The sequence below is a fragment of the Bradyrhizobium sp. GCM10028915 genome, assembly GCF_042666195.1.
GTDB classification, from domain to species: domain Bacteria; phylum Pseudomonadota; class Alphaproteobacteria; order Rhizobiales; family Xanthobacteraceae; genus Bradyrhizobium; species Bradyrhizobium canariense_D.
This window is the reverse complement of the sequence record NZ_JBHTFN010000001.1, coordinates 1-26,701: the sequence shown is the minus strand read 5'-3', so window position 1 is coordinate 26,701 and position 26,701 is coordinate 1. Positions and strand designations below refer to the sequence as shown.

The following is a 26,701-nucleotide window of genomic DNA, read 5'->3' as shown; positions in this document are numbered from 1 at the left end:
ATCTGTCATGCCTGATCAACCGTTCTCGCCGGCAATGCATCCGCGGGGCGCGGTGACGCGCCCTGGACTTGCTCCGCCAATGTCGATTTCGGCGCGATGCGGGCGACGCCGGCCAGTGCCAGCTTGCGCCGCCGTCGCGCCTGCAATTGCTGATCCGCCAACACGCCGATCAGAATGACCGTGCCCATCACCGCGAAGTTCAGCGAATTCGGGATGCCCAGGATGTTCACGAGGTTCTGCAACACCTGCAGCAGCGCCGTGCCCAGCACGATACCGAGAATGGACCCCTCCCCGCCGCGCAGGCTGCACCCGCCCAGCACGGCGGCCGCAATCGCGTAGAGCTCGTAGAAATTTCCGAAGGAGCTCGGCGACACCGAGTTCGTGTAGAACACGAACAAGACCGTCGAAACTCCGGCGAGTCCGCCGCTGATGATATAGGCGGTTGCGATCACGATATTGGTGTTGATGCCCGAGAAGCGTGCCGCCTCCTCGTTCTTGCCGACGGCATAAAGCCAGCGCCCGTAGACCGAGCGGTGCAGCAGCACGCCAAGGATCAGCGCAAGGATGATCAGGAGGATGAAGGTGTTCGGGATTCCCGCCAAATGGCCCGAGGCGATGTTGCTCAGTGTCGCCGCCTCGTCGCCGTAACCGAAGCCGCGGGTCGAATCGCTCGTGTAATAGCGGGCGGCGCCGCGATAGATCAGCAACCCACACAGCGTCACGATGAAGGGCTGCATCTTCAGGCGGGTGATCAGGAACCCCTGGATGCCGCCGAGCACCAGCCCGCCCAGCAGCACGGCCAGCAGTGCCAGGGGCCACGGCACCTGGTAGGTCGTCAGAAGATCCACGAACACGACGCCGAGCAGCGCAAACATCGAGCCGAGCGACAGGTCGATGCCGCCGGTGATGATCACGAGTCCCTCGCCGAGCGCGAACACACCGAAGAGGCCGATCAGATTGGCCATGTTCAAGAGGTTCACCAGCGACAGGAAGGCGGGATTGATCGCGCCGGTGATGGCGGCGATCACCACCAGCAGCAATGCCAGACCGAGCTCTTTCCTGATCATGGCGCGGCCGCTTCCGCGGTTTCCAGCGCCTGGCCCATGGCTAGCCGCAACACGTTGTATTCGCTGAACTGCTCCCGCTCGAGCACGCCGCTGACGCCGCCTTCATGCATGACCGCCACGCGGTCGGAGACGCCGATGACCTCCTCCATGTCCGAGGAGATCATCACGATCGCGACGCCCTGGTCGGCAAGCTCGCGCATCAACGCGTAGATCTCGCCCTTGGCGCCGACGTCGATGCCGCGGGTCGGCTCGTCGAAGAACATCACGCGCGGCTGCATGGACAGCCATTTGCCGAGCACGACCTTCTGCTGGTTGCCGCCGGAGAGCGTCACGGCCTCCATATCGATGCTTGGCGCCTTGATGGAGAGGCGCCTCACCTGCTGCTTCGCGACCTTGCGCTCGGCCGCGCCGCTGACCAGCCACATCCGCGCGTGATCCAATAGGCTCGCCAGCGTCATGTTCTCGCGGATCGGCAGCTCCAGCACGAGCCCGGATTTCTTGCGGTCCTCCGGCACCAGATAGATGCCTTGGCTGATCGCGTCGCGCGGCGATGCGACAGCGACCGGTGCGTTGTCGATCCTGATCTCGCCGCCCAGCAGCGGGTCAATGCCGAAGGCGGCGCGGGCAAGAGAAGTGCGGCCAGCGCCCACGAGCCCCGCCAGTCCCAGGATCTCGCCATGCCGCACGGAAAGATCAACCTGCCGGTCGGGAAAGGCCGACGTCACGACGCCGACGATATCGCAGCCGCCCGGCTGCGGCGCCTGTTTCGGCGGGGTATGCAGCGCTTTGAGGTCGCGACCGATCATCAACCGGATCATCGCGGCATGGCTTAGCTCGTTCAGCGCCAGTTCTCCCACGGTGCGACCGTCACGCAGCACCACGACGCGGTCGGCGCAGGTCATGATCTCTCCGAGCCGGTGAGAGATATAGATCACCGAAATGCCGTGCGCCTTCAGATCGGCAATCACCTCCAGCAGCCGTTCGGTCTCCGAGATCGTCAGGCTGGAGGTCGGCTCGTCCATGATGATCACGCGGGCGTCGATCGAGAGCGCCTTGGCGATCTCCACCATTTGCCGCTCGGCGATGGAGAGGTCTTCGACCAGCGTATCCGGCGCGAAATCGGCACCCAGCCGCTCCAGCAGCGGGGTCACCCGAGCACGCATCTCGGCATTGTCCACCAGCTTCAGCGGCCCGCCCATCAGCTTCTCGCGCCCGATGAACACGTTGGCTGCGACGTCGAGATTCTCGAACAAGTTCAGCTCCTGGTGCACGAAGGCGATGCCGGCCCGCGTCGCCTCGGTCACCGTGGTTCGGGCATACTCGCTGGTGCCGATGCGGATCACGCCTTCGCTCGGCGCGATCACGCCACCCAGCACGCGCATCAGCGTCGATTTGCCGGCGCCGTTCTCGCCGATCAAACCCAACACTTCGCCGCGATAGACGCGCAGATTGACGTCGTCGAGCGCCCTGACCCCGGGATAGGTCTTGCTGATCCCGCTGAGCTCCAGCAGTGTCTCTGCCATCTCTCCGCTTCCCTCCCGCCCAAAGCCCGGCCACCGCGGCGGCCGGGCCGTGAAGCACGCTGAAGTCACTTCTTCAGCAGCTCCTTCAGATGAGCGGTAAACTCCGCAACGTTGGACTTGCTGACCACCTGGGTCGGCACGATCAGCTTGCTATCAGCCGGAATCCAGGACTTGTCGCCGTTCAGCGTCTTGATGATGTTGATGGCGGAGAGATACCCGAACTCGTACGGCTGCTGCACGACAGTGGACTCGATCGTCCCGTCGGATATTCCCCGCAGCGTGCGCTGATCCTCGTCGAAGCCGACGATCTTCACCTTGCCGGCCTTGCCAGCCGCCTTGACTGCGTCATAGATCAGCGGAGTCTCGTAGCTCCAGAGGCCGGACAAAAGCGCGATGTCGGGATATTTGACCAGCACGTTCTCCATGTTCGCCTTGGCCTTGGCGAAGTCCACCTGGTCGGTGAACACGTCGACCAGCTCGACCTTGGTGCCGGCGATCGCGTCCTTGATACCCTGCACCCGCTCGCGGGCGTTGTCCGCGTCCATCGTGCCGACGAACAGCGCGATCTTGCCACCGTTCGGCAACGCCTTCTTGATCTCCCCGCCTGCCTGGCGCCCGGCCGCGACGTTGTCGGTGCCGATATAGGCGAGACGCTTGCTCTGCGGCGCGTCGCTATCCGTCGTGATCAACACGGTCTTGGCCGCAACCTTGTTGAGCTCTTCGGTTGCGTGCGGCGCATCGTCGACCGAGATGGAGATGCCGGCGACGCCGCGCACCAGCAGGTCGTCCAGCTCGCGCCGCTGGCCCGCCGCCGTCGCTTCGTTGGTGACGATCAACTGGATGTCGTATTCCGGGTGCTCCTTCTGAGCCTTTTCGAGCCCGCGGCCGGCGATCGTCCAGAAATCGGCCGCGGCATTGGTGACCAGCGCGATGGTCTTTTTCTGCTGGGCCTGCGCCGCCCCCGTGGCGACGGCCAGCGCAGCTGCGGTCGCAAACAGCGACACCATTAGTTTCTTCAGCGATTCGTTCATGTACACCTCCCTTGGGTCACCCCCGTTCAGGGGTTTCACAGCGCTTATGCGCTATCTTTTATTTACGTCGCGAACAAATGCCGCAGGGCAAACCAGCCGGATCAGGATGTACTTGCCCCTTCTTCAAGTCTAAATAGTACAGATGGTACGATAATAGTAAATATGGCTGCTGAAAACCGAATCCGATTGTGCTTTTCCGGTCACACACGCACCCCATCCCCTCCATTAAATTTACCTGATGAATTAAAGAGGCAGCATGGTTGACCAAATTGAGCCGTCCAGACGCGTGTCAAACACCGCCCGTGAATCCAACCGCGGCCGTCTCGTCGATGTCTTGCGACGCCAAGGGCCGCTGCCGCGCGTGGCGCTCGCCCGGAGTACAGGGCTGAGCTTCCCGGCCGTTTCCGGCCTGACGTCGCGGCTGATCGCAGAAGAGCTGCTCTGTGAGACCGAGACGGCGGCAACGCCGTGGTCCGAGGACGGCGAGGAAGAAGATGCGGACGGGCTGAATGGCCGCCGCCGCGGCCGGCCGGCCGTGCTGCTGACCCTGAATCCGGAGTTCGGGCGCATCGCCGCGGTCTCCGTGCGCATGAACCTGATCGAGACGCTGATCGCGGATTTCCGGGGCTCCGGCGTCGCGCAGTCGCGACTTGCACTGTCGACGCGCGCGCTCGATGCAGGCGCGCTGCGCGATCTCGTGATTGCGCAGATCAATGCGCTGCTCGATGCGACGGCGACGCCGCGCCATCGGCTGTTGGGAATCGGGATTGCGCTGCAAGGCATCGTGAACGTCGACACCGGCACGACACTGTGGAGTCCCGCGCTGTCGATCACCGAAGTCGATCTGGCGACGCCGATACGTCAGGCGTTCGGCGTCGATGTCGTCATGGCGAACGACGCTGTCGCGGTCGCGCTCGCCCTCACGGCCGCCGAACCGGCATTGGCGCAAGGCCTCTCGGCCACGATCATGGTCGGTCACGGCATCGGGATGGGCGTCGTTGCCGATGGTGAAGCACGCTGGGGCGCCGGCAGCGAGATCGGCCATGTCAAGCTGGCGCCGGACGGGCCGCAATGCCGCTGCGGCCAGCGCGGCTGTATCGAGGCTTATCTTGCCGATTACGCGCTCTACCGCGACGCCCGCACCTTTCTCGATCTGCCGCCGGCGGACTCGCAGCAGCCATCGGAGGGACAGATGGCCCTGTTGCGCGAGCGCGCGCTGGGCGGCGATCCACGTCTCGAGCACCTATTCCTGCAGGCGGGTCGCGCGCTCGCCGAGGCGGTCGCAGCAACGATATCCGTGCTGCGGCCGCACCATGTCATCCTGGCGGGTCCAGGCCTGATGGCATTCGACATGATGCGCCACGCCTATGAGGAGCGGCTTGAGCAGGCGGTGTTGCCATGGCTGCTCAGGTCCACGGCGATCCATCTGCGTCCAAGCGAATCGGCGGTCATTGTCGAGGGCATGGTGCGACGGACGCTGCGGGTCGTGGACCAAAACCATATGGAAGCGACCGAGTAAGCGCCGAGAGCTAAGCGCTGGCTGGGGCGGGAGGGATCGAACCTCCGAATGGCGGAATCAACACCTGCTCGATTATATAGTGATTTCAAGGCGCATTTGGAAAAAATGGTCGAAACACGCTCCAGTAATTTCAGTAGGTTGGCTAGTGTTTCCAAATGAAAAGGGGGCAGCTAGCGATCGATCGAGCAACGCAGCTGCCCTTCAGATTCGCTTAGTCATGGCGCGCGCTATCACGCATGCAAGCGCCTTGGCGTAAGCGTCTGAAGAACCCGATAAAGCGGCTCATTAAGAGACAGCCACAGCGGTAGAACAACCAATAACGTACCGGTCGCACCCTGGGCTTAACCAGCTGAAATTGGGCATTCGTCGCACGACATGGTGCCTCATTGCACTGTCTATGGTCCGCGTGGTCGGAACGTGCATTCGCGGGGCGAACCTTGGCATCTGTTGGTGCCCTATCTCCTGAAGCTATCCTCAGAACGGTTCACGGCGCGGCCTGGCGCCTTTTTCGTTCCGATTGATCCAATCTTCGGGTACCCTATTCTATCCGCGTCGGCGGAACTGCTGAAGTTGATAGATGGCTCCACGGAGAATGGAGATGGGCCGGCTCGATAAGCAGATGGATCCCTTCCACCCTGCCGCTCATCTGACTACGGAGGATCGCGTCCCCGAGGATCTAGAGCTTGAGCAAGTCGACACGGCGTCGTTAGTTGATCCGGCCCGAGAGGAAGCCGCCTCGTCGCCCGCGCATTTTGGGTCAGGCCGGCCGGCGGCAAGCGTAACGGGCTCTACCGACTGGATGCACCGAGCACGCCGCATCTGGCGGAGCCATCTCCAGCGCGAACAACTCCCCCGGACGGCCGGACGGTCGATGGGAAACTTTGAGCGGTGGTTGATCGCATTGCTGAGCGTCGGCTTTGTCGTGGGCTGCGTTTGCGCGATCATTGTCTTCATGCAGGCCAACGCGCGCAAATTGGAGATCGCAGCACTGCAACGTGACATCATCGCGCTCAAGCTACGCGTAGCCAGGCTCGATCAGATCGCAAGCACCAATGAGATACGTGAAAAAGCAAGCAGTGAAACATCCAAGCCGCCGTCGGAGACCCGTCCTGACCAGGCTCCGCTCATCCTATCACGTGAAGAGATTCAGCTTATCCGAGACTATATCAAGCCTGCACCAGTTGCAGGCTCCGCGACTGAGACGATCAAGGTCGGCGAACCCGTCGTGGGAGACACCGTTCCGTTTCCCTCTCCGATCACGGAGAAGGTGCGGAAACTGCTCGGCGCACGATTTACCGTTCGCAATGGCGTTGTTGTCATCGTCCGCAGCGGCAGCCGTCACGCTGATGCTGTGATTGGGCCAAATTGACGAGAACTGGCCGTGATCGCAGTATCCGGTCGATTGCTTATGGCTGGTTGTTTGGTGGTCTTTCAATGAACCGCCGGCTGCCATTGAGAAGCTCGAGGTTATTGGCGATGACCGGATTACCTGGGTCGAGTGAATAGGCCTTCTCGAATTTCCGTCGCGCTGCATTCAGATTGCCGCGCAGCATGTACGAATATCCCTGGTCATTCAGAATCTGAACGGTTTCGCCTCCCAGCCGGATCGCTTGCGCATAGGCCTGATCGGCCAGATCGAAACGACGCAGCTTGTCGTAGCTCGCTGCGAGACCAATCCAGGCGGTGACGTCCTTGGGTGATTTCTCGACGGCGTCCTTGAAATAGCGCTGTGAGAGCCCGTAACTGCCGCGATTGTAATGCTCCAGCCCCAGCCGCACAGGCTCGTCCGACGGGTAGTACTTGACGTCGGTCGGCTCCTGCACCGGGTCCCCACCCGGTGGGTCTACGGGAGCCACGACGGCAGCCACCCTCGTGGTCTGGTCACATGCCGCAAGGCCTGGCGCCAGCCAGCAACAGGTCAGCAGTAGAATGGCACGTCGCATAATTTTTTGTCCCCCGCCCGGCCCAGCGGACTCACTGCACCGCACTCAATGTCCCGTCGCTGAACTCAACTACCAAAAGCCGCTACCTGCCCCCTGCCCCGCCGACTGGCACCGATATGCCCGACGATGCTCCCGCTCCCAATCCAGTTACGTTGACATTCTGCGTGACGGGCGGGCGCTGGCCCATTAGTTTCGTCGGATCACCGTTATCGGGAAGCTGATCCACCGGCTGTTGCTGGTTGCCGTAGCGCGTCACGGCCGAGCCCACACGTCGCGCGTCATACGCGATCCGGCGATCGCCCACGTATCGCGGCCATGGGTGGATGGTATGGGTCACGGCGTTGACCTGCTTGGCATCGCCGGCGGTCATCGTGATGCTGTTGGAACGCTGAAAGTAGCGGTCCACCTCGTCATGACCGGCGACGCCGTAACATCCCCCGAGCAGGATGGGCGCAAACAGAACCAGATGCCTGATCGTCATCTCGCGCGTCCTTTAGTTTAGAGTTTTGACGACCGTCTGATCGGCACTAGCGGCCGGGACGACGATGGGGGCCCGGACTTCAGGCGCGATGATGTGGCCATACGGTCCCTTCACTTCGCCTCCGGAATTGACGTAGTCATTGTAACGCTTGCGGACTTCCATCTGACCATTGAGGAAGAAATCGACGTCGTTGGCCGGCAGGCGGGAGTCGAGCGGCGAGGCCAATTGCTGACCGGGCGCCGCCGGCGCGACCAGGCGCGGCGTCACGATGATCACCAGATCGGTTTCTTCCTGCTGATAAGATTTGCTGCTGAACAGGCTTCCAATCACCGGCACCGAGCCGATCCAAGGTAACTGCGAAACGTCCTGGCGATTGCGGGTCTGCAACAGGCCGGCGATGGCAAAGCTCTGGCCATCGCGCAACTCCACCGTGGTTCGCGCGTCGCGACGGGTCAGCGCAGGAACGGTCGTCCCCTGGATCGTCACCGCGTTGGCGAAATCAAGTTCGCTGACCGACGGCTCGACCCGAAGATTGATCACACCGCGCGAGAGCACAGTGGGGACGAAGGCGAGCTCAACACCGAACTTCTTGTAGTCGATCGTGATGGTGGGAAAGCCGTTTGTTGTCTGGGTCGGTATCGGTACCGGAAACTCACCGCCGGCAAGAAAGCGCGCGGCATCGCCGGACAGCGTGGTCAGATTTGGCTCCGCCAGCCGGCGTGCCAACCCCTTGGTTTCCAGCGCCGAGATCAATAGGTCCACCGAGCCGCCGCTGCTGGTTCTGACAATGCTGGTCAACAAGCTTCCGAACGGGGCCGGCGCGATGCCCCCCGCTGTACCGGCGAGCGTTCCCAGAGTTCCTAGGACCGGAAGGCTACCCGTCGGGGGAGCGCCGACATCCCCTCCCCCGGCACCGAGAGGACCGTTGGCGGTATTGATCCCACCAATCGTTGATCGACCGGCGGCGGTCACACGACCCAGCCCGGTGTTACCAACGTTCGTGCCGTTGGCATTGGCCGCATAAAGATTGACACCGAGGTTGCGGCCGGCTTCTCGGTTGACCTCGAGAAAGCGCACCTCGAGCATCACCTGTTGCGGGGCCGCGACGCTCATCGCGTTGACGACGACCCCCCCTTTCGCGACCGTGCTGGTGGCGATCGCCATGGCCCGCTCGGCCGTAACTGCGTCGGCCGCGACCCCGCTGAGCACCACCTGGCCCTCGGAAGCCGACACGCGGATACCTTGCCCGCCGGTGCTGGTCCGGATGTTCTGCTGCAGATTGCCGGTATCGATCACGACCTCGACGTCGAGAATCCCGATCTGCTTCATCGAGCTGTCGAACAGGATGACGTTGGTAGTGCCGGTCTGCTTGCCCTGCACGTAGATGAGGTGATCGCTCAGCGACTTCACGTCGACGATGTCAGACGAGCCCGCCACGATCGTCGCAAAGGCCGTGTCGACTTTGAAGGTACGTGACTTGTTGAGGACGAGCTTGACCCGCTGGACGTCGTTCATCTCGCTGACGATGACGCCGCCGGATGAGCCCCGCCGGTCTGCAGCCGCCGCGCGGTCAGCGAACCCAGACGAGGCGAGCGCCGCGCCCAGACCCATCACGCCGAAGGCGAGAAGCCTCCCGACCTTGTTACCCGAAACGCCATCGCCACTCATCCGAGTCCCCCACTGCGATCCACGAAGATTCCCGCAAATCTACGTGCTCGACGTCCTCAACATTTCCCCTCTGCGCACCACGTCGCAGAGCTTACAATCTGTCCCACTACAATTCGTTACTTCGTGTTTCCAAGATCATCCTCCCTGATGCAGGCAGCTTGCAAGACGAGATACTTACCGCACCGCCGCAAGCGGAAAGAAAACTCTTCAATGTTGCCAGCGCGCATCATTCCCACTGGCTGTGGGGAACTATCCCGCCGCACGAGTGCAATTGGCGCGCGCTTGCGTCGCGGCATTTGCTATCGAAGGACATTCGGTCGCACGCTCGGAGATTCGCTTGGCCGAGTGCAAATCCCTCTGGTGAAATTCCGCACCCGCGCGTTTGACCAAACTCGACCAACTTCTTAATCCCCGATCGAAAAGCGGACGCCCGAACGGCGTGGCCACGTAGCGCTGTCGGGCGAAACATGTCAGGCGTGCTGCCATATTCGCCCCTAGAAGGGAATCTGGTTGGAGGCGCTCGGCGCATTGAGCGCTGTGCCCCATATGGGCATCAGCATCGTAAACTTTGCTTGGGAAGCTGTAACACTCAAGCTGTTGCTGTTGGCCCCCACGGTCAGCGTTGGCGTCAGACCTCCGAAAAACAGGAAGGGAGCCGCGTTCTTCTTGGCGGCGGTGGACAGGGGATCCCCGGTGCAGCCGGCCGGCGACTGCGGCGGGCTTTGAAGCAAGGCAGGCGTATAGCAGCTGATCATGACCGCACGGGCGCCAGCACTCGCAAGCGTCCGCAAGGATTGCATCGTGATGGCATAGCGCCCAAGATCGAAGATGACGAACATCAATGTGAAAAGCGCCACGAACACCACGATGAATTCAAAGGGCGCGATACCGCGATTGTCGAGCTTTCTCATCATTGCACCAAAGCGACAACTTGGGTGTAAATGATGGTGGCCGGCGCACAGCCTTGCGTGCTGAGGTAGCCGCCACCGCTCATGTCGATCGTTTTGGCGATCACTTGCGAACAGGTCGTATTCGCACTTGAAGTCGTACCGGCCCAGCTAACGTCGACCTTGGGAAAGTAGATAGCCCCGCCCAGGCTAACCTGGCCGCCGCCGTTTATAGTGACCTTGTTGCTGGTCTTGCTCGGGGCCTGATCATCAATCAAGACGCCATTTAGATCAGAGGAGAAGGTGTTAGTGGCAGGTGCGGAGAGATCAGCCGTCCCCCCGTTGATGGTGAGCTGCGAGTCTCCGAGCAAGACGAGGGTTACGCCTGCGCCTTTCAGTTGTCCGCCGGTCATCTTTATATTTGCTTTGTAGAAGAAATATGTTCCCGGATCCAAAACGTACTTGTCGCCATTCTGCACCGTGAAATTGCCGTAAGCTCCAGTCCCCGCGCTATTGGGCGCGCAATGCTTCCACCCATCCGCCTGAAGGGTGCAGGGCATACTTGTATTGCCCGTCCTGCTGTTAAACGATGCGGTGTCCAGTTTGCTGAGCGGATTGCTAGCGTACGTCATGAAATAGTTGTGCGGCACGCTGACATTGCTGCAGCTGCCCGTGGGGGTGCAGCCACTTACACCATAAACTGCCCATCCCGAGCCGGTGAACGTTGGAGTGCTGGCAAGTTGAATACTGCTATCCGACATCAGCGCGCAGCCGGTTCCGTTGTTGCTGAGGTTGCCAGCAAGCTTGAGCGCGCCTGAGTCAGGTCCAAGCGCCAGGACGCAGGCCTTTGTCGGCTGCTGAACCATGGCAATCGCTTGGGCGGGGATGTTGACGGTTGTCAAACCCAGCACTGCCGCCAAGTACGCCGGTTGTTGCTGGCTGACCCTGGCGCGAACGGCATTGCCGGTGCCTGCAGGTGGCGTTGTGAACGCGCCCGCATTGTAATCGCCGATATCGATCTGCACGGCCCGCGAGGTTCTGGTCGGTAGGCTCGTCGGACAGTTTCTCCCCGGATAGCCGGTAGCGTCGTTGGGACTGTAGTTGCAAAACCCGTTCTGTGCCGCGAATTCCTTGCCGCGATAATCCACTGTCTGGGTTTCGCAGGCCGCGCCCGCCATCGTACATGAAAGCCGCAATGCGCCCGAATAGGCCGCCGAGTCCGCGGCGTTCTGCGCGTGCTGGCGGGTGACGTACCACGATCCGGCCTCGGCCCCGATCGCGACTACTCCGATGAGCGGCACGAGAGCGATGACTGTTGCTAATGCGGCGGAACCTCGTTGGGAACGGAGCAGATCACGCATGGAAACACCCTACTGGAAGCGTTCTGAGTGACGCAGCGTGTACGTGCAGGTGGTCGGACACAGCAGCGAACCCACAAAAGGCGGGCGTGCCCCAAGCGGGGCCAAAGTGACGGTTGTCGAAAATGTAATGTACTTTGGAGAAGCAAGATTGCTCGGCGAACAGGTGGCCCCTGCGTCGCCGCACAAAACCTGAAGGTTGCTGATCGCATGACCTGCGACTGTGGTCTGTAGCCCTGTCTTCCAGCTCACCGTGCCGTCAGGGGCGAGCGGATTAGCGTACTGCACATACTGCCCGAAGGAGCGCAATGCGCTCCATGCGGAGATAAACTGGAAGCCCGCAGCAGCCAGGTCGGCGAGCGGCACAAGCAGGAACGACGCCAAGAAAATGTAGACGATCATGGCCTCAAGCCCGACGGCGCCGCGTTGATCCACGATCAACGACTTCTTGTGGCTCATGAGTTGACCTCCACCGATACTCACCCTTCCGGTCTCCGACCGGAACAGCACTCACCAAACGTAAGGGACCACTCTCCAGCGCGATGCTTCGTAACCGGAATATTCCGGGCAGTTGCGACGAAGCAGGTCCTCTTCGTAATAAATGCGGCAAACCTGAACGCCGATATGCAAGACGAGCAAGGCCGCTGTCAGCGGCGTCGGGCTTCTCAGCACCACGCCCAACACGGCGATTTCCTCCGCAAGGTAGAGCGGGTGCTTGATCCACCGATACGGGCCCGTTTGCACCACGTTGCGCGCCTGTGGCACCAGACTGAACGACCTGCCAAGATGTCGGATGGTGACCAGCATCATGATCATGCCGATCAACACGCACGCGGTGGACGCCAGGTTTGGTAACGCCTTGTCGGTTTCGCCGAAGAAGGCGATCGTCCACGGCATGTAGGTACCGACGAACGCCGCTATCCTTGGCAGACGGCCGTTCGCTTGCGCCTTCGCCGGAGGCCGCGTGATGATCAACAGCGCCAGGAGCACGTAGAAGACAGCGAGGCAAACACTCGACAGGAGCGACGGCCAGGGATCATGAGCCGACGATCCGATCTTGATGGCGACGCCAAGCGCCAGCAACATGAACCACATGCCGCCGAACAGTTGCATCGTCCGATCGTAAGAGGAGGTTTTCGACAGGGCAATCGTGCTCATGGCTACTTACCGAAGCTGGCGAACGAACGCACGAGGTGCAGAATGGGACTTCCTCCCAAAATGACGAACATGGCTGGAAGCAGGAACAACACCATCGGAATAGTCAGCTTGGCGCCCAACTTGTGTGCTCTTTCTTCAAGCTTGGTAATACGTTCGCGCCGGAGGTCGACAGCGACACTCCGCAGAGCCTGGCCCACCGGCGTTCCGTATTGCAGGCTTTGGGCGACCATGAGTCCGAACCGGCGGAGCCCATCCGACGTAGATCCCAGTTTATCGAATGCGTCGCTGCGCCTTGGCAGGATTCGGAGATCATCAAGAAGGCCGCTCATGACCCGGGCTATAGCAGGATTGGTCTCATGCATTTCTTGCGCTACGCGTGCCAGCCCGCTTTCCAGGCCCATTCCCGATTCGCTGCACACAACCAGCAAATCGATCATATCCGGCGTGCCCAGTCGAATGGCGGCATCAAACCGCCGCTTCAGCACCGCCAGTATCAATCGCGGCGCTAAAATGCCGATCGCCACGCCAATAAGTGTGAAGACCAGCACATCCAGCAGTGCCTTCCCGAAAAGCTGAGCGACACACCCGGCGATGATCGGGCAGAGGGCCATGCTGACGGCTTTGACACCGATCCAGGTCGGCAAGGCTCGATGATGATTGAAACCTGATGATTGAAGGATGGTTCGTAGCTGATCCAGATTTTCCTCAGCATAGAAGCGACGATACCGCATGCCGAGTGACGAAAACCAACCGGTCACATCCTGGAAGGGGGCAGACTGGCCAGCAACGCCCATCACAGCGTTCGACACCCGGGCGTCCAATGTACGAACGTGTATTTCGCGGATAATCAACATGCAGGACGCAGTCCCAGCCACGACTGCGAGGGCCACCAGACTGAGACCAGAGGTCATAGTGCTGTTTCCCTTCTGACCATCCAACTTATCACCAGGGCTCCAACAAGCACCGAAACGACTGCGTAGACCAGCAGCTTGTTTCCGACCGGATCGGTGAACAACAGATCGACGGTTTGCGGATTGGCTGCGTATAGGACCCCACCTGCAATCAATGGCGAGACCGTCAGCGCTCGTGAGGAAAAGATCACCTCTCCCGCCAGTGCCTTGGCGCGAGCAGCCAGCGCAACACGTTGCCTGACAGTGTCTCCCAGGTTCTGCAAGGTCTCGGCCAGGCTGCCACCGGACTTCATCTGAACGGCAAGTGTCACCGCAAAGATCGCATACTCCGCCACCTGAGTTCGCCGATAGACAGCCTGGACAGCTTCCTCTGGAGGTCTACCCAGATTCACTTCGCTGCATACGATGGCAAACTGCCCAGCCGTTGGCTGCGGCATATCGCGCGCGAGGGCACGAAATGCCTCGTGCACAGGCAGGCCTGATCGCACGGTACTTGTCACCAGCTGGATCGCGTCAGGCAGCTGTCGAAAAAGCTGAAGAGCGAACCGACGTTTCTGCCATCCAAACAGGCCTCGTATCACAATAATGGCCGTGATTGCGGCGACGATGGACACGTAGACCAGGGAATATCCCAGCTGGCTGTTCGCATAAAGGATCGCTGCTGCTCCGAATGCACCGGCGAGCAGCACATAGGCCGGATGCAACACGTAGGGTATATCGGGATTGTAATTGGACAGCCGATTGAGAAACTGAGCCTGGGACCCGGTCTCCAAGCGGCGAATGGATGGTAGGTTAGCCGGATGCGACGTTGGCAGAGCAATCGCCAACTGGCGATTGATGCGTCTTTCCCGAGCGTCGAGCCACAACGAGATGGCTGCTGCACACATCGCGAGGGCCAGAACAGTGACGATCACGGACTCCAGCATCATACTTGCCTCATGGCCTCGGCCCAAGCACCATCTAGCCCGAAATAGACAAGACGGCTTTTGAACTTCGGAGTTGCAAGGTTGGACTTATAGCTGCCCGATATCCGCCCGTTCACATCCTCCTCTTGATACTCGAAGGCTGCGATGTCATTGGTGGTGATCACCTCCCCTTCAAGGCCGATCACCTCGCTGATCTGAATGATGCGGCGCTGTCCGTCCCGCATGCGTTCGACCTGCACAATGAGATCCAGCGCAGCGACGATCTGACTTCGAATGGCGCGCGACGGTAGATTGACCTGTCCCATCTGCACCATGTTTTCGATGCGGGTCAGGGCATCCCGGGTACTGTTCGCGTGTACCGTGGAGATCGAACCATCATGGCCGGTGTTCATCGCCTGCAGCATGTCGAATGCTTCGGCACTGCGCACCTCGCCAACGACGATCCGGTCGGGACGCATGCGCAGGGCATTCACCAGCAAATCGCGCTGTGTCACCTGCCCTGTGCCCTCGAGGCTGGGGGGCCGGGTCTCCAGGCTGATCACGTGCGGCTGCTGAAGCTGCAACTCCGCCGCGTCCTCGATCGTGACAATGCGTTCGGTGTGATCGATGAACTGGCTCATAGCGTTCAGGAGCGTCGTCTTGCCGGATCCGGTACCGCCGGAGACCAGAACATTGAGCCGCGAGCGGGCGGCGATCTCCAGCAAACGTCCGATGGCCGCGGTCATTGAGCCGTTTTCAATCAATCCGGCTATGTCCAAACGGCGGCTTGGAAATTTTCGGATGGAAATGCACGGACTATGGATCGCCAGCGGCGGGAGGATGATGTTGACCCGGCTGCCATCCAGCAGGCGACAATCGACCATCGGACTGGACTCGTCGACACGCCGGCCAACCTGCGCGGCAATCTTCTGAGCGACGGAAGCAATGTGACCATTGTCCCGGAATCGCACCGCAACTCGTTCCAGCTTGCCGTTTCGCTCCACGTAGACATTACTCGGACCGTTCACCATGATATCGTTGATCGATTGGTCCAGTAGTAGCGGACGGAGCGGCCCGTAGCCCGTCATGTCGTCGGCAATTTCGTCTGCGAGCTGCAGCTGCTCACGGCCCGACAGCTCGAGCCGTTCCTGGTTGGCAATTTGATGGATGATCTCCTCAATCTGCCGCCGGAGAACTTCCCGCGAGACGGTTGCGGCCACCGATGGCTCGATCTGCTCAATCACCCGTTCACGCAGCGAAGGCGGGATTATGGGTTGGTCGATCGGCGGTTCGTCGCGCCTTGGCGCAGGCGACGGCACGCTCGGTGCGGATGCAGCCGTGCTGAGCGGCGGCAAAGGCAAGCCCATCGCAGATGCAGGGAGGCTTGTCGCCAATGAAGATACGTGAGCTGGTGCGTCGTCTTCACGCCTACCAAACTTTTTCATCGCAGATGTGCTGTGAGCACCCTCCTCCACCAGCCACTCCGCTCAGCAGCGACACCGCTGATCTCCCGTACGATCGGTGCCAGGTGGCGCCGCAATTTTCTGACGTGCTTCAGAGCTGGAATGCCCAGATTGAGCGCCTCGGTCATGCCCTTGCCGAGATCGGGAATGACGATGTCGGGCTCTGCACCCAACGCCTTGACGACCGCCGCCCTCGGCAGGCCCCCGGGACGACCGGCCCGGTTGAGCAAGGTAAAGACCCGGTCCTTGCCCGCGATGTTGATCACGGCGGCGCGTAGCGCATGGGCATTGCGAAGTCCGGTCACCTCGGATTCGAGCAGCACCATCACATGACGGGAAAGTTTAATCACGGGATAGATCGACGGCGGAAACGGGACGGGTACATCCACGACGATGTAGTTGAACCGTTGACGCAGCAGACCCAGCACGTGTCGTATGCCAGCTTCCGTAATTTCGAGCTGCGCATCGAGGTCCTCGTCGGCCGAGACCAAGCAAACCCTTTCGTTGACTTCGATTGCCGCGCGCTCGAGGAAGAGTGTGTCCGCCCGCATCGGATTTTCCAGAGCGATGCGCAGCCCCGGCCCGGGACGAACACCCAGCATCACGGCGGCCTCGCCGCCCTGCAAATGAAGATCAAGCAGCGCCACTTTGGCCTTGGTTGTCTCGGCGAGTTGCAGCGCCAGATTGATCGCGATGCTCGTGGCGCCGGCGCCGCCCTGCGCCCCGCAGATCGAGACCACGTGCCCGCCACGATCGATGTGGTTGGCTGCCACGTCGCCGAGCAGCTTGGGGCGCAGCTTGTCCAGCACCATATCGCGCGTGAGCGGCCGCGGCAGATACTCCGTCAAGCCGAGCTCCAGGAGCTCACGGTAGAAGGTAATCTCCCTGTTATCGCCGATCACGGCTACTCGGACATCGGGTGGACAGACGCCGGACAGCCTTTCCAGTTCAGTAAAAGGATCATCGATGCCACTGATGTCTGCCACCAGCGCAAACAGGTCGGTGTCGGTTTCAAGCATCCGTATGGCATTGCGGATCGTGCCGCGCCTGATCGAGAGGTTGGCGCCTTCGAGCCCCTTGCGCAACGCCGCAGCGCTGAGCTCATCATTTACGAAACCGACGATGCGGTTACGCGTGACGATTGAGGTCGATTCTTCAGGCGGAGTGGCTATGGCAATGTTCATCAGCGTTTCTCCGACAACCTGTTATCGTAACCCACCGCCGTTGCAGTCGGGCCTACGGCATCCGATGCACCGTCGCAGCTGACGAGAGCGTCTTCCACTTGCTTTCTGACCGTGTATTGCTTGACCTCACCGCCTGAATGAACGACTACTGCCGTTCTCTGTGCAGAAATTGCATACTGGCGGGCAAGTTCAGGCGACACATCACAGCTCGACATCGCGCCGGTGTCTGCCTTGTCCCACTGATCGACTGCTGCGCGTACGGCCAAGGAGAGCGTCCCGAGCTGCTTTGCGACGGTGACTTTCTTGACCTGGACCTGCGTAAGCTCCAGTGAAACAGTCTGCGTTTGCTTACCTGCCATCCCGCTAATGGGTCGCGCGCCCTGCACGATCTCCTGATCAATCGCGATGACTCGAACATTGCGCAGAACGGTTTCGCTCAGGGCGCGACGCGCGGTATCGACTTTCTCGAAAACCTGGGTCAACACGACGTCCACGTGATCGCCCGGCCTGATGAGGCCCGAGACACCGGCCTCCTCGTCAACCTTGATGCTGATGGCACGGCTGTCTGGCGCCAGGATACTGGCGAGGAAACCCCGATCCCGCGGACGCAGGATATCCTGCAATGTAATGAGACTGCCCGCTTCGACGAAGTTGCGGATGAGTGACCCCGGAAGTCCGGACTTGGACTCGGGGGTTTCAAGGATAGCTCCCTGGGGAACGCGCTCCGGCGGCACCGCGCGCACGGCGAAATCCTCTTCGCGGGCCAACGTCCCCCTCGGCAACGGCCGTACCGCGATAAAGTATCCGGCCGTCGCCGGCGCCGCCGGCGCGAGGGTCGTCGCTGTCACCTGTACCGGGACCGGAGGCGTGGCCTTCGGCAGGTTCATGCTATAGGCAATCAGTCCGAACGCTGTGGTTGCAAGCAAAAGCACCACGATGATCGACAGACGCAGCGCGGATGACATTTCACGATCCTTTGCTCAGTATGGTCCAGATACCGCCACATGCGATAGCAACTCCGTAAGGCAGCGGGGCGTGTCGCAAATGGCGCCAACGCTCGATCGCGTAGATCCGCCGTACGAGCGACGATCCGGCGGGTGCCAACCTGGGATATGGCAGGTGGCGCATCATCAGATGCCCCAAGGCAAGAACGCCGCCGGCCAGCACGGTGACCGTTAGCAACTGCATCACGCCGCTCGGGGGGAGACCAACCGCCAGGGCAACCAGCAGCTTGACATCGCCGCCACCAATTCCTCCGCGCGCGTATAGGACAAAAAGCAGCAGAAAGAGGATCGCGGCTGCGATCAGCGACACAGCGACTTGAATCGGGCTAGGCAACTGACCGGCGATCCCGAGGAGCGCCAGCGCGAGACAAATTTCGTTTCGGATCAGGCGCGTCGCAACGTCCATCGTTGCGACATAGAGCAACAACAGGATTTCCAGGGTCGAGGCTGTGGGAGCAATCCAACTCATGAAATGCACGGTTCAAAAAAGGTGGAAGGCAAACTAGCGGGAGCACTCCTGCGGGAGGGGGGCAGCTTGGATTGCCCCCCTCTGGCGCCAAGATGGCCGTATCAACCAGCGATCGCGGTGGTGAAAGCGGTGGTGATTGCGGTGATCCCGGTCGTTAACGCCGCCCCGATCTGTCCACCGGCTCCGCCACCGAACACAGCACCCACTGCGCCAACGATGCAAACCGCGACGATGATGTACTCGAATGACACCACGCCATCCTGGTCCGTCCGCAGACGCTTCAACGCTTCCTTGGTCTCGATGTAATATTGCAACATTGGAAGAATCCCTTCTTTCAAGATGAATTTGCAGACACCTCGGCAACTTCCAGCGGCTGCGGATTATATCCGGCCGCCAGCGATAAACTATCCATTAAATGTTTATTAGCGTCAATATTTAATATATAATACCATACTGAATTAACCGCCGCAAAACGCGCCGTCGTGACATTCCAAAAATCGATAAAACGTCGTAATACAAAGACGATAGCCGGCCAACAATCGGAATCCTGGGCAGAGCGCTGGCTGAGAGTCATTAAAGAATCACCGGATTATTACGGGTGGACGGCGATATAATTTGATTATTCGGAAATTCGATATTTATGCAAAGCCGATGAGTTGTCGGAGTGCATCCAACCCTTTCAATCCACTCGCATATGACCGGCGGATGCAGCGACGACACCAGCGTGCATGGATCAAATTTCGCGAGGTCGGCCGGATGACCTAGCGCGCCGTCTGCAAGCCGTTGATATCGCCCGTGCGGTAAGCGCTATGAATGCCTTGATGGCCTCGTGCCTCTCACACCGCACCTCCTCGGCCTCTGGCTTTGCAGCGATTTGCGTCGTCAAGCGAAGTTGGCCTCCGGGACGAGGCCATTTGATCCTTCGTCGTCCGGCTCGGCGTCGCTACTGGATTGCCTCGTCCATCGGTTGCTTGACCGGTTACTTCTGCCGGAACGACTGATTGAATGACATCGCGAGCGGCCCGACGATGTAATCAAACGCGGTTCGCTGGACGGTCGGGATCATAACGGTCGCCGGCATGCCAGGGTACAGGCGAATGTTCGGCATGTCCGCCAACTCACTCTGATCAATCCGGACAAAGGCCGTGTAGTACGGCGCATTTGTCTTGGGATCAGTGAGGCGGTCAGCCGAAACCTGAATGACGTCGCCGTGAATGATCGGGACGATGCGCTGCTTGTAGGCAGTGAGATGGACTTCGGCGCGCATATTGGGATGTACGTCGCTGATGTCCTCCACCGCAACCTGGGCTTCGATGGTGAGTGCGTCCTCGGCCGGTACGATGTCGAGGATCTTGTCGCCGCGCTGGATGACGCTGCCGACGGCGAACACGGTCAATCCCACGACCCGGCCGGTATAGGGCGCCCGAATTTCCATGCGACCCAGGACCGACTTTGCACTCAACGCCTTCGGAATGACCTCGAGCAATCTGGCCTGCGTGTCACGCAAGTCCTTGGTGACATCTGTCATCCGATCATTGTCGAGTTGGGCGATCTGCTGCTCTTGCTCGGCGATGGCCTGTCGGGCCTTCGCGATACCGGCTTTTGTATCGGCGATCTGGCCTTCCAAACCGTACGCCGTCCGCTCCAGCTGGAGAATTCGCGGACGCGCAATCAGGCCCCGTTCGACCAACGGCGCAAGATCCTTTGCCTCGTTGCGGACCGAGTTGATCTGATCGGTGAAGGCCTTGACCTGTGCCTCGGCGCCCACAATCTGTGACCCAAGCTGGTTGATCTTCTCGCGAATGACGCTTCGTTGCCCGTCAAGCGATGCTCGCCGACTGTCGAACTGATTGAGCTGACCGGTCCATACGCTCTTAAAGTAGCGGTCATCAGAGCGCGCCCTCAAATCGGCCGGCATGGCCAGCTCGGATCCATGATCGAGCTCCGTCAGGAGCCGTACTTCCGTTGCACGAAGCACGGCATATTGTTGTGTGAGCACCTCATACTCGGCACGGACCTGCGTATCGTCCAGAACGATCAGGAGATCGCCTGCCAGCACCCGCTCCCCTTCCCGGACATGCAATTCCCTGACAATGCCGCCATCGAGGTGCTGAACGCTCTTGCGGTTGCCGTCGACCTTTACGATAGCATTTGCAACCACGGCGCCGTTGAGTGGTGCCGTCAGCGCCCAGGTGCCGAATCCGCCGAAAAAGATGGCGATGATCAGCCATCCCGCGAGTGCTACGCGACGAATCGAGTCGCTCGGTGCACCGCTCCTGAGTTGATCACTCGTCGAGCTCGGCGCTAATGCGCGTGGTTTCGACCAGCTTGTAAACTCCATCAGCGCCATGACCATGTCCTAACCCGTCGTCTCGCGGACCGTGTGGATCGGTACGGGCCTCGTCAGACGGGCCAGGATCTCGGCGCGCGGTCCGAACATCTCGACGACGCCTTCACGCAGCACCAGGATCTTGTCAGCCACGCCGATGGTGGCCGGCCGATGGGAGATAATCACCACCGTCGTGCCGCGCTTCTTGAGTTGAAGAATGCAATCGGCGAGCGCGGCGTCTCCTTCGGCGTCGAGATTGGAGCTCGGCTCGTCGAGCACGAGAAGGCTCGGATTGGCGAAGATGGCGCGGGCAAGACCAATACGCTGACGATAACCGCCCGAGAGTATGGCGCCGCCTTCTCCCACCTGCGTATCATAGCCATCCGGCAGGCGCAGGATCATCTCGTGCACGTCCGCCATCCGCGCCGCCAGAATCACCTCCCTGTCTTCGCCCTCCTGGAATCGGCTGATGTTGACGGCAACAGTGTCAGCAAACAGCTCAATATCCTGGGGGAGATAACCGATATGCTGGCCGAGTGACTTCTTGATCCAGCTCGAGACGTCCGCCCCGTCCAGTCGCACCGCGCCAGCAGATGGCGCAAGCACACCGACCAGATGACGCGAAAGCGTGGATTTCCCGGCGCCCGAAGGACCAATGATGCCCAGCACTTCGCCCGGCTCGATTGCGAACGATACCCCGCGCAGGATGGGCTTCGAACCAAACGGCGGCACATAGGAGAGCCCCTCGACCGAGAGTCGGCCCTGCGGGCGCGGCAGCGTCAAACCGACCTCCCGTTGGGGATCGGCTTTCAAGAGCTCGCGGATGCGCAGGAATGCTCCACGAGCAGATACAAGATTGCGCCAGGATCCAACGATCTGCTCTACCGGCTGCAGGGCTCTTCCGAGCAGAATGCTCGCGGCGAACATGGCGCCGACGGTTGCAAGTCGCTCGATCACGAGATAGGCGCCGAGGCCAAGTATCATCGACTGCATGGCAAGCCGCAGAAAACGGATGATGCTCTGCATGGTGGCGGCGCGATCGCTCGCAGAGACCTGCCGTTCAAGCATACGGGTGCGATCACGGGCCCAACGCCTCAGCAGCCCTTCGGTCATGCCCATCGCCCGCACCACTTCGGTATTGCGCAGGCTCATCTCGGTAAAGCTATAGCTCCGGGAAGCCGCCTCGCCGGCCTCCGTCAACGGCAGCTTGACCCGCCACTCGTTAAACAGGGCCATAAGAATCAGCAGGATGGAGCAGCCCAATGCGAACGCCCCCAGGAACGGGTGCAGCACAAAAATCACGGCAATGTAGATCGGCGCCCAGGGCAGATCGAAGATCGCATGGATCCCCATGCCGGTGACGAACTGGCGGAAGGTGTCGAAATCGCGCAGCAGCTGGCTGCGCGCGCCGCCGGCGCCAGCGGAGCGATGAATGATCGCCGTCATCACGCGCGCCGCGATCGTCTGGTCGAGGCGAATGCTGGCGCGGGTCAGCACGCGGGCGCGTACGGCATCCAGCCCTGCCAGCGCCAGCAACGCCATCAACAGCGCGATCGTGAGCATCAGCAGCGTGATCTCGCTGGCGCTTGCGATCACCCGGTCATAGACCTGCAGCATGTAGAGCGGTCCGGCCAGGTAAAGCAGATTGATCGCCAAGCTGAAGATCGCGGCAGTGACGAAATAGCCCCGGCAGCTTTGCAGCAAACGCCGGAGTTCGTCGGGTCTTTTGAACGGAGTACTCACACAGATCAGCGGAAAATCCGCCCCTCTTCAAAATCACGCCGTAATCCAAAGTCAGGGCCGCAACATTCGCCCCGACCCATTTCCCCGCCGCGCATCAGGCCAGATGGTCGTGGTAGCTGATGAGCGTTCCCGTGTTCTTGTCTGCCTCGGTTTGGAAGCCCGCGGGGTCGTACTGGCCCAACAGGGTAATATTGGCGGTATGGACTCCGTCGGTCACCGACAGGGTTCCTCCAGCACCAGCCTGATTTGCGACATAGCTCGCGGTCGTGCCGGCCCCGAATGCCACATCGAGGAGATCAAGGTGGTCATCCCCGTTAAATCCGGACACGACCCCGCTAAAGTCGAAGGAGTCATGGAGCACGATTGTCCCGGTCGCTTGGGCATCAAGCGTGACATGCGCAGATGAGGCCGCTCCGAATTCGAGTGTGGCCGAACCGCTAATCTGAGCCGTTCCGTTACCGCTGACATTGCCATCGATTGTGACGTTGCCGCCATTGGCCCACAACACGCCGGTGTTGACGAGGTCGCTGTGGACCTCCAGTCCACCGGTTCCTGTTGCCTCGATCGTGCCGGTGTTGGTGACGGCGTTAGCTCCGGTATCGATGTCGAGCGCATTGGTGCCGGTGGCGATGATCGTGCCTTCGTTGACCAGCACCATCATCCCATCCCCGAGGTGGCCGGCACCCGAGATCGTGTTGTCCACGTTCGTCAGCGTAACATCGGAAACCGTTCCGGTGATCACGTTCTCACTGCTGTCGGACAGGATGACCTGCCCGTGGCCCTGCAGCGTGATGCCGTGCTCGATCAGTTCGAGATCGGTCTCGCTTCCGCTCGAGTTCAACTCGATCGTGCCGGTATTGTCGATGATGCCGGAGAGCGGCAGGATTGCACCATCGGCGATCACCATGTGGCCGGCGTTTTCAGTGACCGGCGTTTGATCGAAGATGAAGTCGCTTGCCGTGAGCGACGAGGCATCGACCCCATGCAGCGTGATCGACTGCCCCTCTCCCGCTGAGATCACCGCGTTGCCGTTACTGTCATTGGCCGTGTGCGCCTGAATGTCGCCAAAGCCGGTGAACTCGGCATAACCGACCAGATCGATCTGGTCGTGCGCGGTGTCAAAATTGTAGATCGTATCCCGGCCAATCGGTTGAGCGAAAACGAGCAAGTCGTTGCCGCTCGAAGCGGTCAGGTTGTCGTCGCCCGAAATGGCGAAGATTGGTGAACCGGCCGCGTAAGCTTCAATATTGTCGAAAACAACCCTGGTTCCCGTGCTGCCGTCTGCCTCCGTCCACGTTTCGGCAACGTTCAGGACAACCGCACCCGCGAAGTCGGTGAGCGTGGTAACTGCTAGCGACCGGACATCATTTGTTTGCACCGTCCAGGTGCCGTTGCCTTCGTTCGTCCCCGCGTTCAAACTCCACCCCAACGGAACACCGCTGACTGTGACCGTTATCAGGTCGTTCAGGTCCGACGAGGGATCGGTCAGACCAAGGTTGATCTGCTCGCCGGCGATGCCGGCCGGAGCTACTCCCGTCGCAAAATCGGTGGCAGTCAATGACGTCACCCCTGCGAGGTGTATTTCCAGCAGGCTGGCGGTGCCGCCGTTGAGGGCGCCATTCGTGGCGTTACCGTAGACGATCGTCTGGTTGTTGGCAGTATCGACAAACCAGGCAAATGTATGGGCCGCAACTGAGCTCGTCGCCGTGGCCAACGACGTGCCGATCGATGTGATTGCAAGGCCCGAGGTGGCCGCGATTTTGTCAGACCCCGACGCAAAATCGGTGACAATATCGAAGCCGGCATGGTTTGAGTCGGTAACGGCCGTATACCTGAACGTATTGTTTCCGGTGCCGCCTGACAGAATATCAATGCCGGCCCCGCCGGTGAGCGTATCGTTTCCAGAACCGCCGAGAAGCAGATCGGAGCCGTTTCCGCCATTCAGGGTATCGTCGCCGCCGAGACCCACCACGATATCGTTGCCGTCGTTACCCGAGATTGTCTCACCGTTGGCAGTTCCAACCAGGGTATTATCCGAAGGATTGCCGGTTAACCCCGCAAGGAGATTGGGCAAGTCATCGGCGATCGCGGAATAGGTCGCAGCGCCACCTCCATTGAGTGCGAGCGCGAGATTTCCGTTTTCGAAAGCGGTGGCGCTCGCTTGCCAGCTCGAAGCTAAAAGGTCGAGAGTTCCTGTCGGAGAACCGTTAAAGTAGTTTTGTAACGCTCCTTCGAACGTTGCATTCGAGAGAACTTGCTCAAGCTGAGTGGAGGAGAACACCAGGGTGATGTCGTCTGCACCATTTCCACCGTTATAGGTGGTTGTCCCGTTGATGTGATTCCATGCTGTCACCAGAGTATCGCCGCCATTGCCCATCAAGACAGACCAATTGCCTGAAGGGGCCGGCGTATTTCCATCAAAAGTATTGTTGGCGAAATTGGCAATGTCAGTACCGTTTCCAAAATTGATCACGTGTCCACTGACGCTACCGGCCAACGTTATTGTGACGGTCACAGGATTGGAAGAGAGAGAGCCATCTGAAGTATGATAGGTGAACGAATCCGTGCCTAAGAAAGAGTCTGTCCGCGTGTAAGTAAATGAGCCATTGGGGTTAAGCGTCACCGTTCCGTGGGTCGGGTTGGTGTCTTTGACCGCAGTTATTGCACTGTCTGGATCAGAGTCGTTGGTGAGAACTCCTGGCGTTGTAACCGTCAAGATATTTCCGCCTGAAGTGTCGAGGATATATGCGTCATTCTGCGCCACCGGCGCGTCGTTGACCGGCGTCACCGCCACCGTCGAGGTCGCGATGTTGCTGGCGTGATTGGCGCCGGCCCCATCGTCCACCTGATAGCTGATGGTGCGGGTCGCACCCGAGGGGTTATCGCTTGAGTTCGAATACGTCACCGAACGTAGCGCCGCCTGGTAGTTCGCCACAGTCGCAGAACCGGTCAGCGTCAGCACGCCGGTCCCCGCATTGTAGCTGCCCGTGATGCCATTCTGGTTGGTGAAGCCGAGCACATCCTGGCCTGAGGCGAAGTTGGTTGTGATCGATACCGTCGCCCCGGTCAGATTCGTGCTGTCGACATCCGATGCCGTCAGCACGGTGTCGATGGCCGTCGCCGCCTGGTTCTCGGTATAGGACAGCGTGCCACCATTAGCGTTCAACACCGGCGCGTCGTTGACCGGCGTCACCGCCACCGTCGAGGTCGCGATGTTGCTGGCGTGATTGGCGCCGGCCCCATCGTCCACCTGATAGCTGATGGTGCGGGTCGCACCCGAGGGGTTATCGCTTGAGCTCGAATACGTCACCGAACGTAGCGCCGCCTGGTAGTTCGCCACAGTCGCAGAACCGGTCAGCGTCAGCACGCCGGTCCCCGCATTGTAGCTGCCCGTGATGCCGTTCTGGTTGGTGAAGCCGAGCACATCCTGGCCTGAGGCGAAGTTGGTTGTGATCGATACTGTCGCCCCGGTCAGATTCGTGCTGTCGACATCCGACGCCGTCAGCACGGTGTCGATGGCCGTCGCCGCCTGGTTCTCGGTATAGGACAGCGTGCCACCATTAGCGTTCAACACCGGCGCGTCGTTGACCGGCGTCACGTTGATCGTGTCGGTCACGGCCACGCTGTTGGCGGCCCCGTCATTGGTGATGATGGTGACAGTGCGGGCCAGGCCCGACGGGTTATCACTGGTGTTGAAGTAGGTCACCGAGTCCAGCGCGGTCTGGTAGTTCGCGACGCTGGATGACCCGGTCAAAGTGAGCGTCCCGGTCGCCGCGTTGAACGATCCGGTGATGCCGTTCTGGTTGGTAAAGCCCAGCACATCCTGGCCGTTGACGTAATTGCCGGTGATCTGCACCGTCGCCGAGACGAGATTGGCGTTGTCGACGTCTGACACCGTCAGCGCCGGGTCGATCGCGGTGGCGGCGTGGTTTTCCGTGTAGTTGAGCGTATGACCGGCAACCGCAACCGGCGTGTCGTTGGTGCCGGTCAGCGTGATCGTCAGCGTCGAGGGGGCGCTGGCGCCATGCTCGTCGGTGACCGTGTAATTCGCAACCACG

Annotated in this window: 23 protein-coding genes; 2 read left to right on the top strand and 21 right to left on the bottom strand. The window is 60.5% G+C overall.

Annotation, left to right across the window (positions count from 1 at the left end; genetic code table 11):
• Positions 1-5: 5 nt before the first annotated feature.
• The 3 genes from ACFQX9_RS00115 to ACFQX9_RS00105 all read right to left on the bottom strand — a co-directional run bounded on the left by ACFQX9_RS00115 (position 6) and on the right by ACFQX9_RS00105 (position 3,621).
• Positions 6-1,067 carry an ABC transporter permease gene (locus ACFQX9_RS00115; RefSeq protein ID WP_377785975.1) on the bottom strand — a complete coding sequence of 354 codons (1,062 nt, stop codon included), beginning with the start codon at positions 1,065-1,067 and terminating at the stop codon, positions 6-8.
• Positions 1,064-2,590, bottom strand: a complete 1,527-nt coding sequence (locus tag ACFQX9_RS00110) for a sugar ABC transporter ATP-binding protein (protein ID WP_247394706.1) — start codon at positions 2,588-2,590, stop codon at positions 1,064-1,066. Before ACFQX9_RS00110 ends, ACFQX9_RS00115 begins: the two co-directional genes overlap by 4 nt.
• Before the next feature lie 65 nt (positions 2,591-2,655).
• Positions 2,656-3,621, bottom strand: a complete 966-nt coding sequence (locus ACFQX9_RS00105) for a sugar-binding protein (RefSeq protein ID WP_377785973.1) — start codon at positions 3,619-3,621, stop codon at positions 2,656-2,658.
• Positions 3,622-3,877: 256 nt separating this feature from the next.
• Between ACFQX9_RS00105 and ACFQX9_RS00100 the strand changes: the two genes are divergently transcribed.
• Entirely contained in the window at positions 3,878-5,140 is a 1,263-nt protein-coding gene (locus ACFQX9_RS00100) for an ROK family protein (RefSeq protein ID WP_204510522.1), read from the top strand.
• 598 nt (positions 5,141-5,738) lie between these two features.
• Entirely contained in the window at positions 5,739-6,509 is a 771-nt protein-coding gene (locus tag ACFQX9_RS00095; RefSeq protein ID WP_247412792.1) for a hypothetical protein, read from the top strand.
• A 37-nt stretch (positions 6,510-6,546) separates the two neighbouring features.
• On the opposite strand, the gene ACFQX9_RS00090 is transcribed toward ACFQX9_RS00095, so the two are convergent.
• The 18 genes from ACFQX9_RS00090 to ACFQX9_RS00005 all read right to left on the bottom strand — a co-directional run.
• Positions 6,547-6,963 (bottom strand): tetratricopeptide repeat protein, encoded by a 417-nt coding sequence (locus ACFQX9_RS00090; protein WP_018458254.1) that lies wholly within the window; start codon positions 6,961-6,963, stop codon positions 6,547-6,549.
• A 202-nt stretch (positions 6,964-7,165) separates the two neighbouring features.
• Complete coding sequence (locus ACFQX9_RS00085) at positions 7,166-7,564, bottom strand: hypothetical protein (RefSeq protein WP_018458253.1); 399 nt, start codon at positions 7,562-7,564, stop codon at positions 7,166-7,168.
• A 12-nt stretch (positions 7,565-7,576) separates the two neighbouring features.
• Positions 7,577-9,232, bottom strand: coding sequence for a type II and III secretion system protein family protein (locus ACFQX9_RS00080; protein WP_377785970.1), 1,656 nt, complete (start codon positions 9,230-9,232; stop codon positions 7,577-7,579).
• 494 nt (positions 9,233-9,726) lie between these two features.
• A complete protein-coding gene (locus ACFQX9_RS00075) occupies positions 9,727-10,146 on the bottom strand; it encodes a TadE family protein (protein ID WP_018458251.1) in 420 nt (139 codons plus the stop codon).
• On the bottom strand, positions 10,143-11,480 hold the full coding sequence (locus ACFQX9_RS00070) for a TadE/TadG family type IV pilus assembly protein (protein WP_247454318.1): 1,338 nt from the start codon (positions 11,478-11,480) through the stop codon (positions 10,143-10,145). The genes ACFQX9_RS00075 and ACFQX9_RS00070 overlap by 4 nt, the downstream gene beginning before the upstream one ends.
• A gap of 9 nt (positions 11,481-11,489) precedes the next feature.
• Entirely contained in the window at positions 11,490-11,936 is a 447-nt protein-coding gene (locus tag ACFQX9_RS00065; RefSeq protein WP_051113041.1) for a hypothetical protein, read from the bottom strand.
• A gap of 51 nt (positions 11,937-11,987) precedes the next feature.
• Positions 11,988-12,635: an isoprenylcysteine carboxylmethyltransferase family protein gene (locus ACFQX9_RS00060; protein WP_018458248.1), complete on the bottom strand. Its 648-nt coding sequence runs from the start codon at positions 12,633-12,635 to the stop codon at positions 11,988-11,990.
• Positions 12,636-12,637: 2 nt separating this feature from the next.
• The gene (locus ACFQX9_RS00055; protein WP_018458247.1) at positions 12,638-13,546 is read right to left on the bottom strand and encodes a type II secretion system F family protein; all 909 of its coding nucleotides are present in this window, start codon (positions 13,544-13,546) and stop codon (positions 12,638-12,640) included.
• A complete protein-coding gene (locus ACFQX9_RS00050) occupies positions 13,543-14,475 on the bottom strand; it encodes a type II secretion system F family protein (protein ID WP_018458246.1) in 933 nt (310 codons plus the stop codon). The genes ACFQX9_RS00055 and ACFQX9_RS00050 overlap by 4 nt, the downstream gene beginning before the upstream one ends.
• Positions 14,472-15,896: a CpaF family protein gene (locus ACFQX9_RS00045; RefSeq protein WP_377785966.1), complete on the bottom strand. Its 1,425-nt coding sequence runs from the start codon at positions 15,894-15,896 to the stop codon at positions 14,472-14,474. The genes ACFQX9_RS00050 and ACFQX9_RS00045 overlap by 4 nt, the downstream gene beginning before the upstream one ends.
• A complete protein-coding gene (locus ACFQX9_RS00040; RefSeq protein WP_018458243.1) occupies positions 15,893-17,098 on the bottom strand; it encodes a Flp pilus assembly protein, ATPase CpaE in 1,206 nt (401 codons plus the stop codon). The genes ACFQX9_RS00045 and ACFQX9_RS00040 overlap by 4 nt, the downstream gene beginning before the upstream one ends.
• Positions 17,098-18,063, bottom strand: a complete 966-nt coding sequence (cpaB, locus tag ACFQX9_RS00035; RefSeq protein ID WP_018458242.1) for a Flp pilus assembly protein CpaB — start codon at positions 18,061-18,063, stop codon at positions 17,098-17,100. Before cpaB ends, ACFQX9_RS00040 begins: the two co-directional genes overlap by 1 nt.
• A gap of 1 nt (position 18,064) precedes the next feature.
• Positions 18,065-18,571 (bottom strand): prepilin peptidase, encoded by a 507-nt coding sequence (locus ACFQX9_RS00030; RefSeq protein ID WP_162496568.1) that lies wholly within the window; start codon positions 18,569-18,571, stop codon positions 18,065-18,067.
• 101 nt (positions 18,572-18,672) lie between these two features.
• The gene (locus tag ACFQX9_RS00025; RefSeq protein WP_018458240.1) at positions 18,673-18,888 is read right to left on the bottom strand and encodes a hypothetical protein; all 216 of its coding nucleotides are present in this window, start codon (positions 18,886-18,888) and stop codon (positions 18,673-18,675) included.
• 17 nt (positions 18,889-18,905) lie between these two features.
• Positions 18,906-19,145 (bottom strand): hypothetical protein, encoded by a 240-nt coding sequence (locus tag ACFQX9_RS00020; RefSeq protein WP_377785962.1) that lies wholly within the window; start codon positions 19,143-19,145, stop codon positions 18,906-18,908.
• Between the two features lie 405 nt (positions 19,146-19,550).
• Complete coding sequence (locus ACFQX9_RS00015) at positions 19,551-20,921, bottom strand: HlyD family type I secretion periplasmic adaptor subunit (RefSeq protein WP_026233538.1); 1,371 nt, start codon at positions 20,919-20,921, stop codon at positions 19,551-19,553.
• 9 nt (positions 20,922-20,930) lie between these two features.
• On the bottom strand, positions 20,931-22,643 hold the full coding sequence (locus ACFQX9_RS00010) for a type I secretion system permease/ATPase (protein ID WP_377785960.1): 1,713 nt from the start codon (positions 22,641-22,643) through the stop codon (positions 20,931-20,933).
• A gap of 94 nt (positions 22,644-22,737) precedes the next feature.
• Positions 22,738-26,701 (bottom strand): beta strand repeat-containing protein (locus ACFQX9_RS00005; protein ID WP_377785958.1); only part of this gene is annotated, 3,964 nt, incomplete at its 5' end.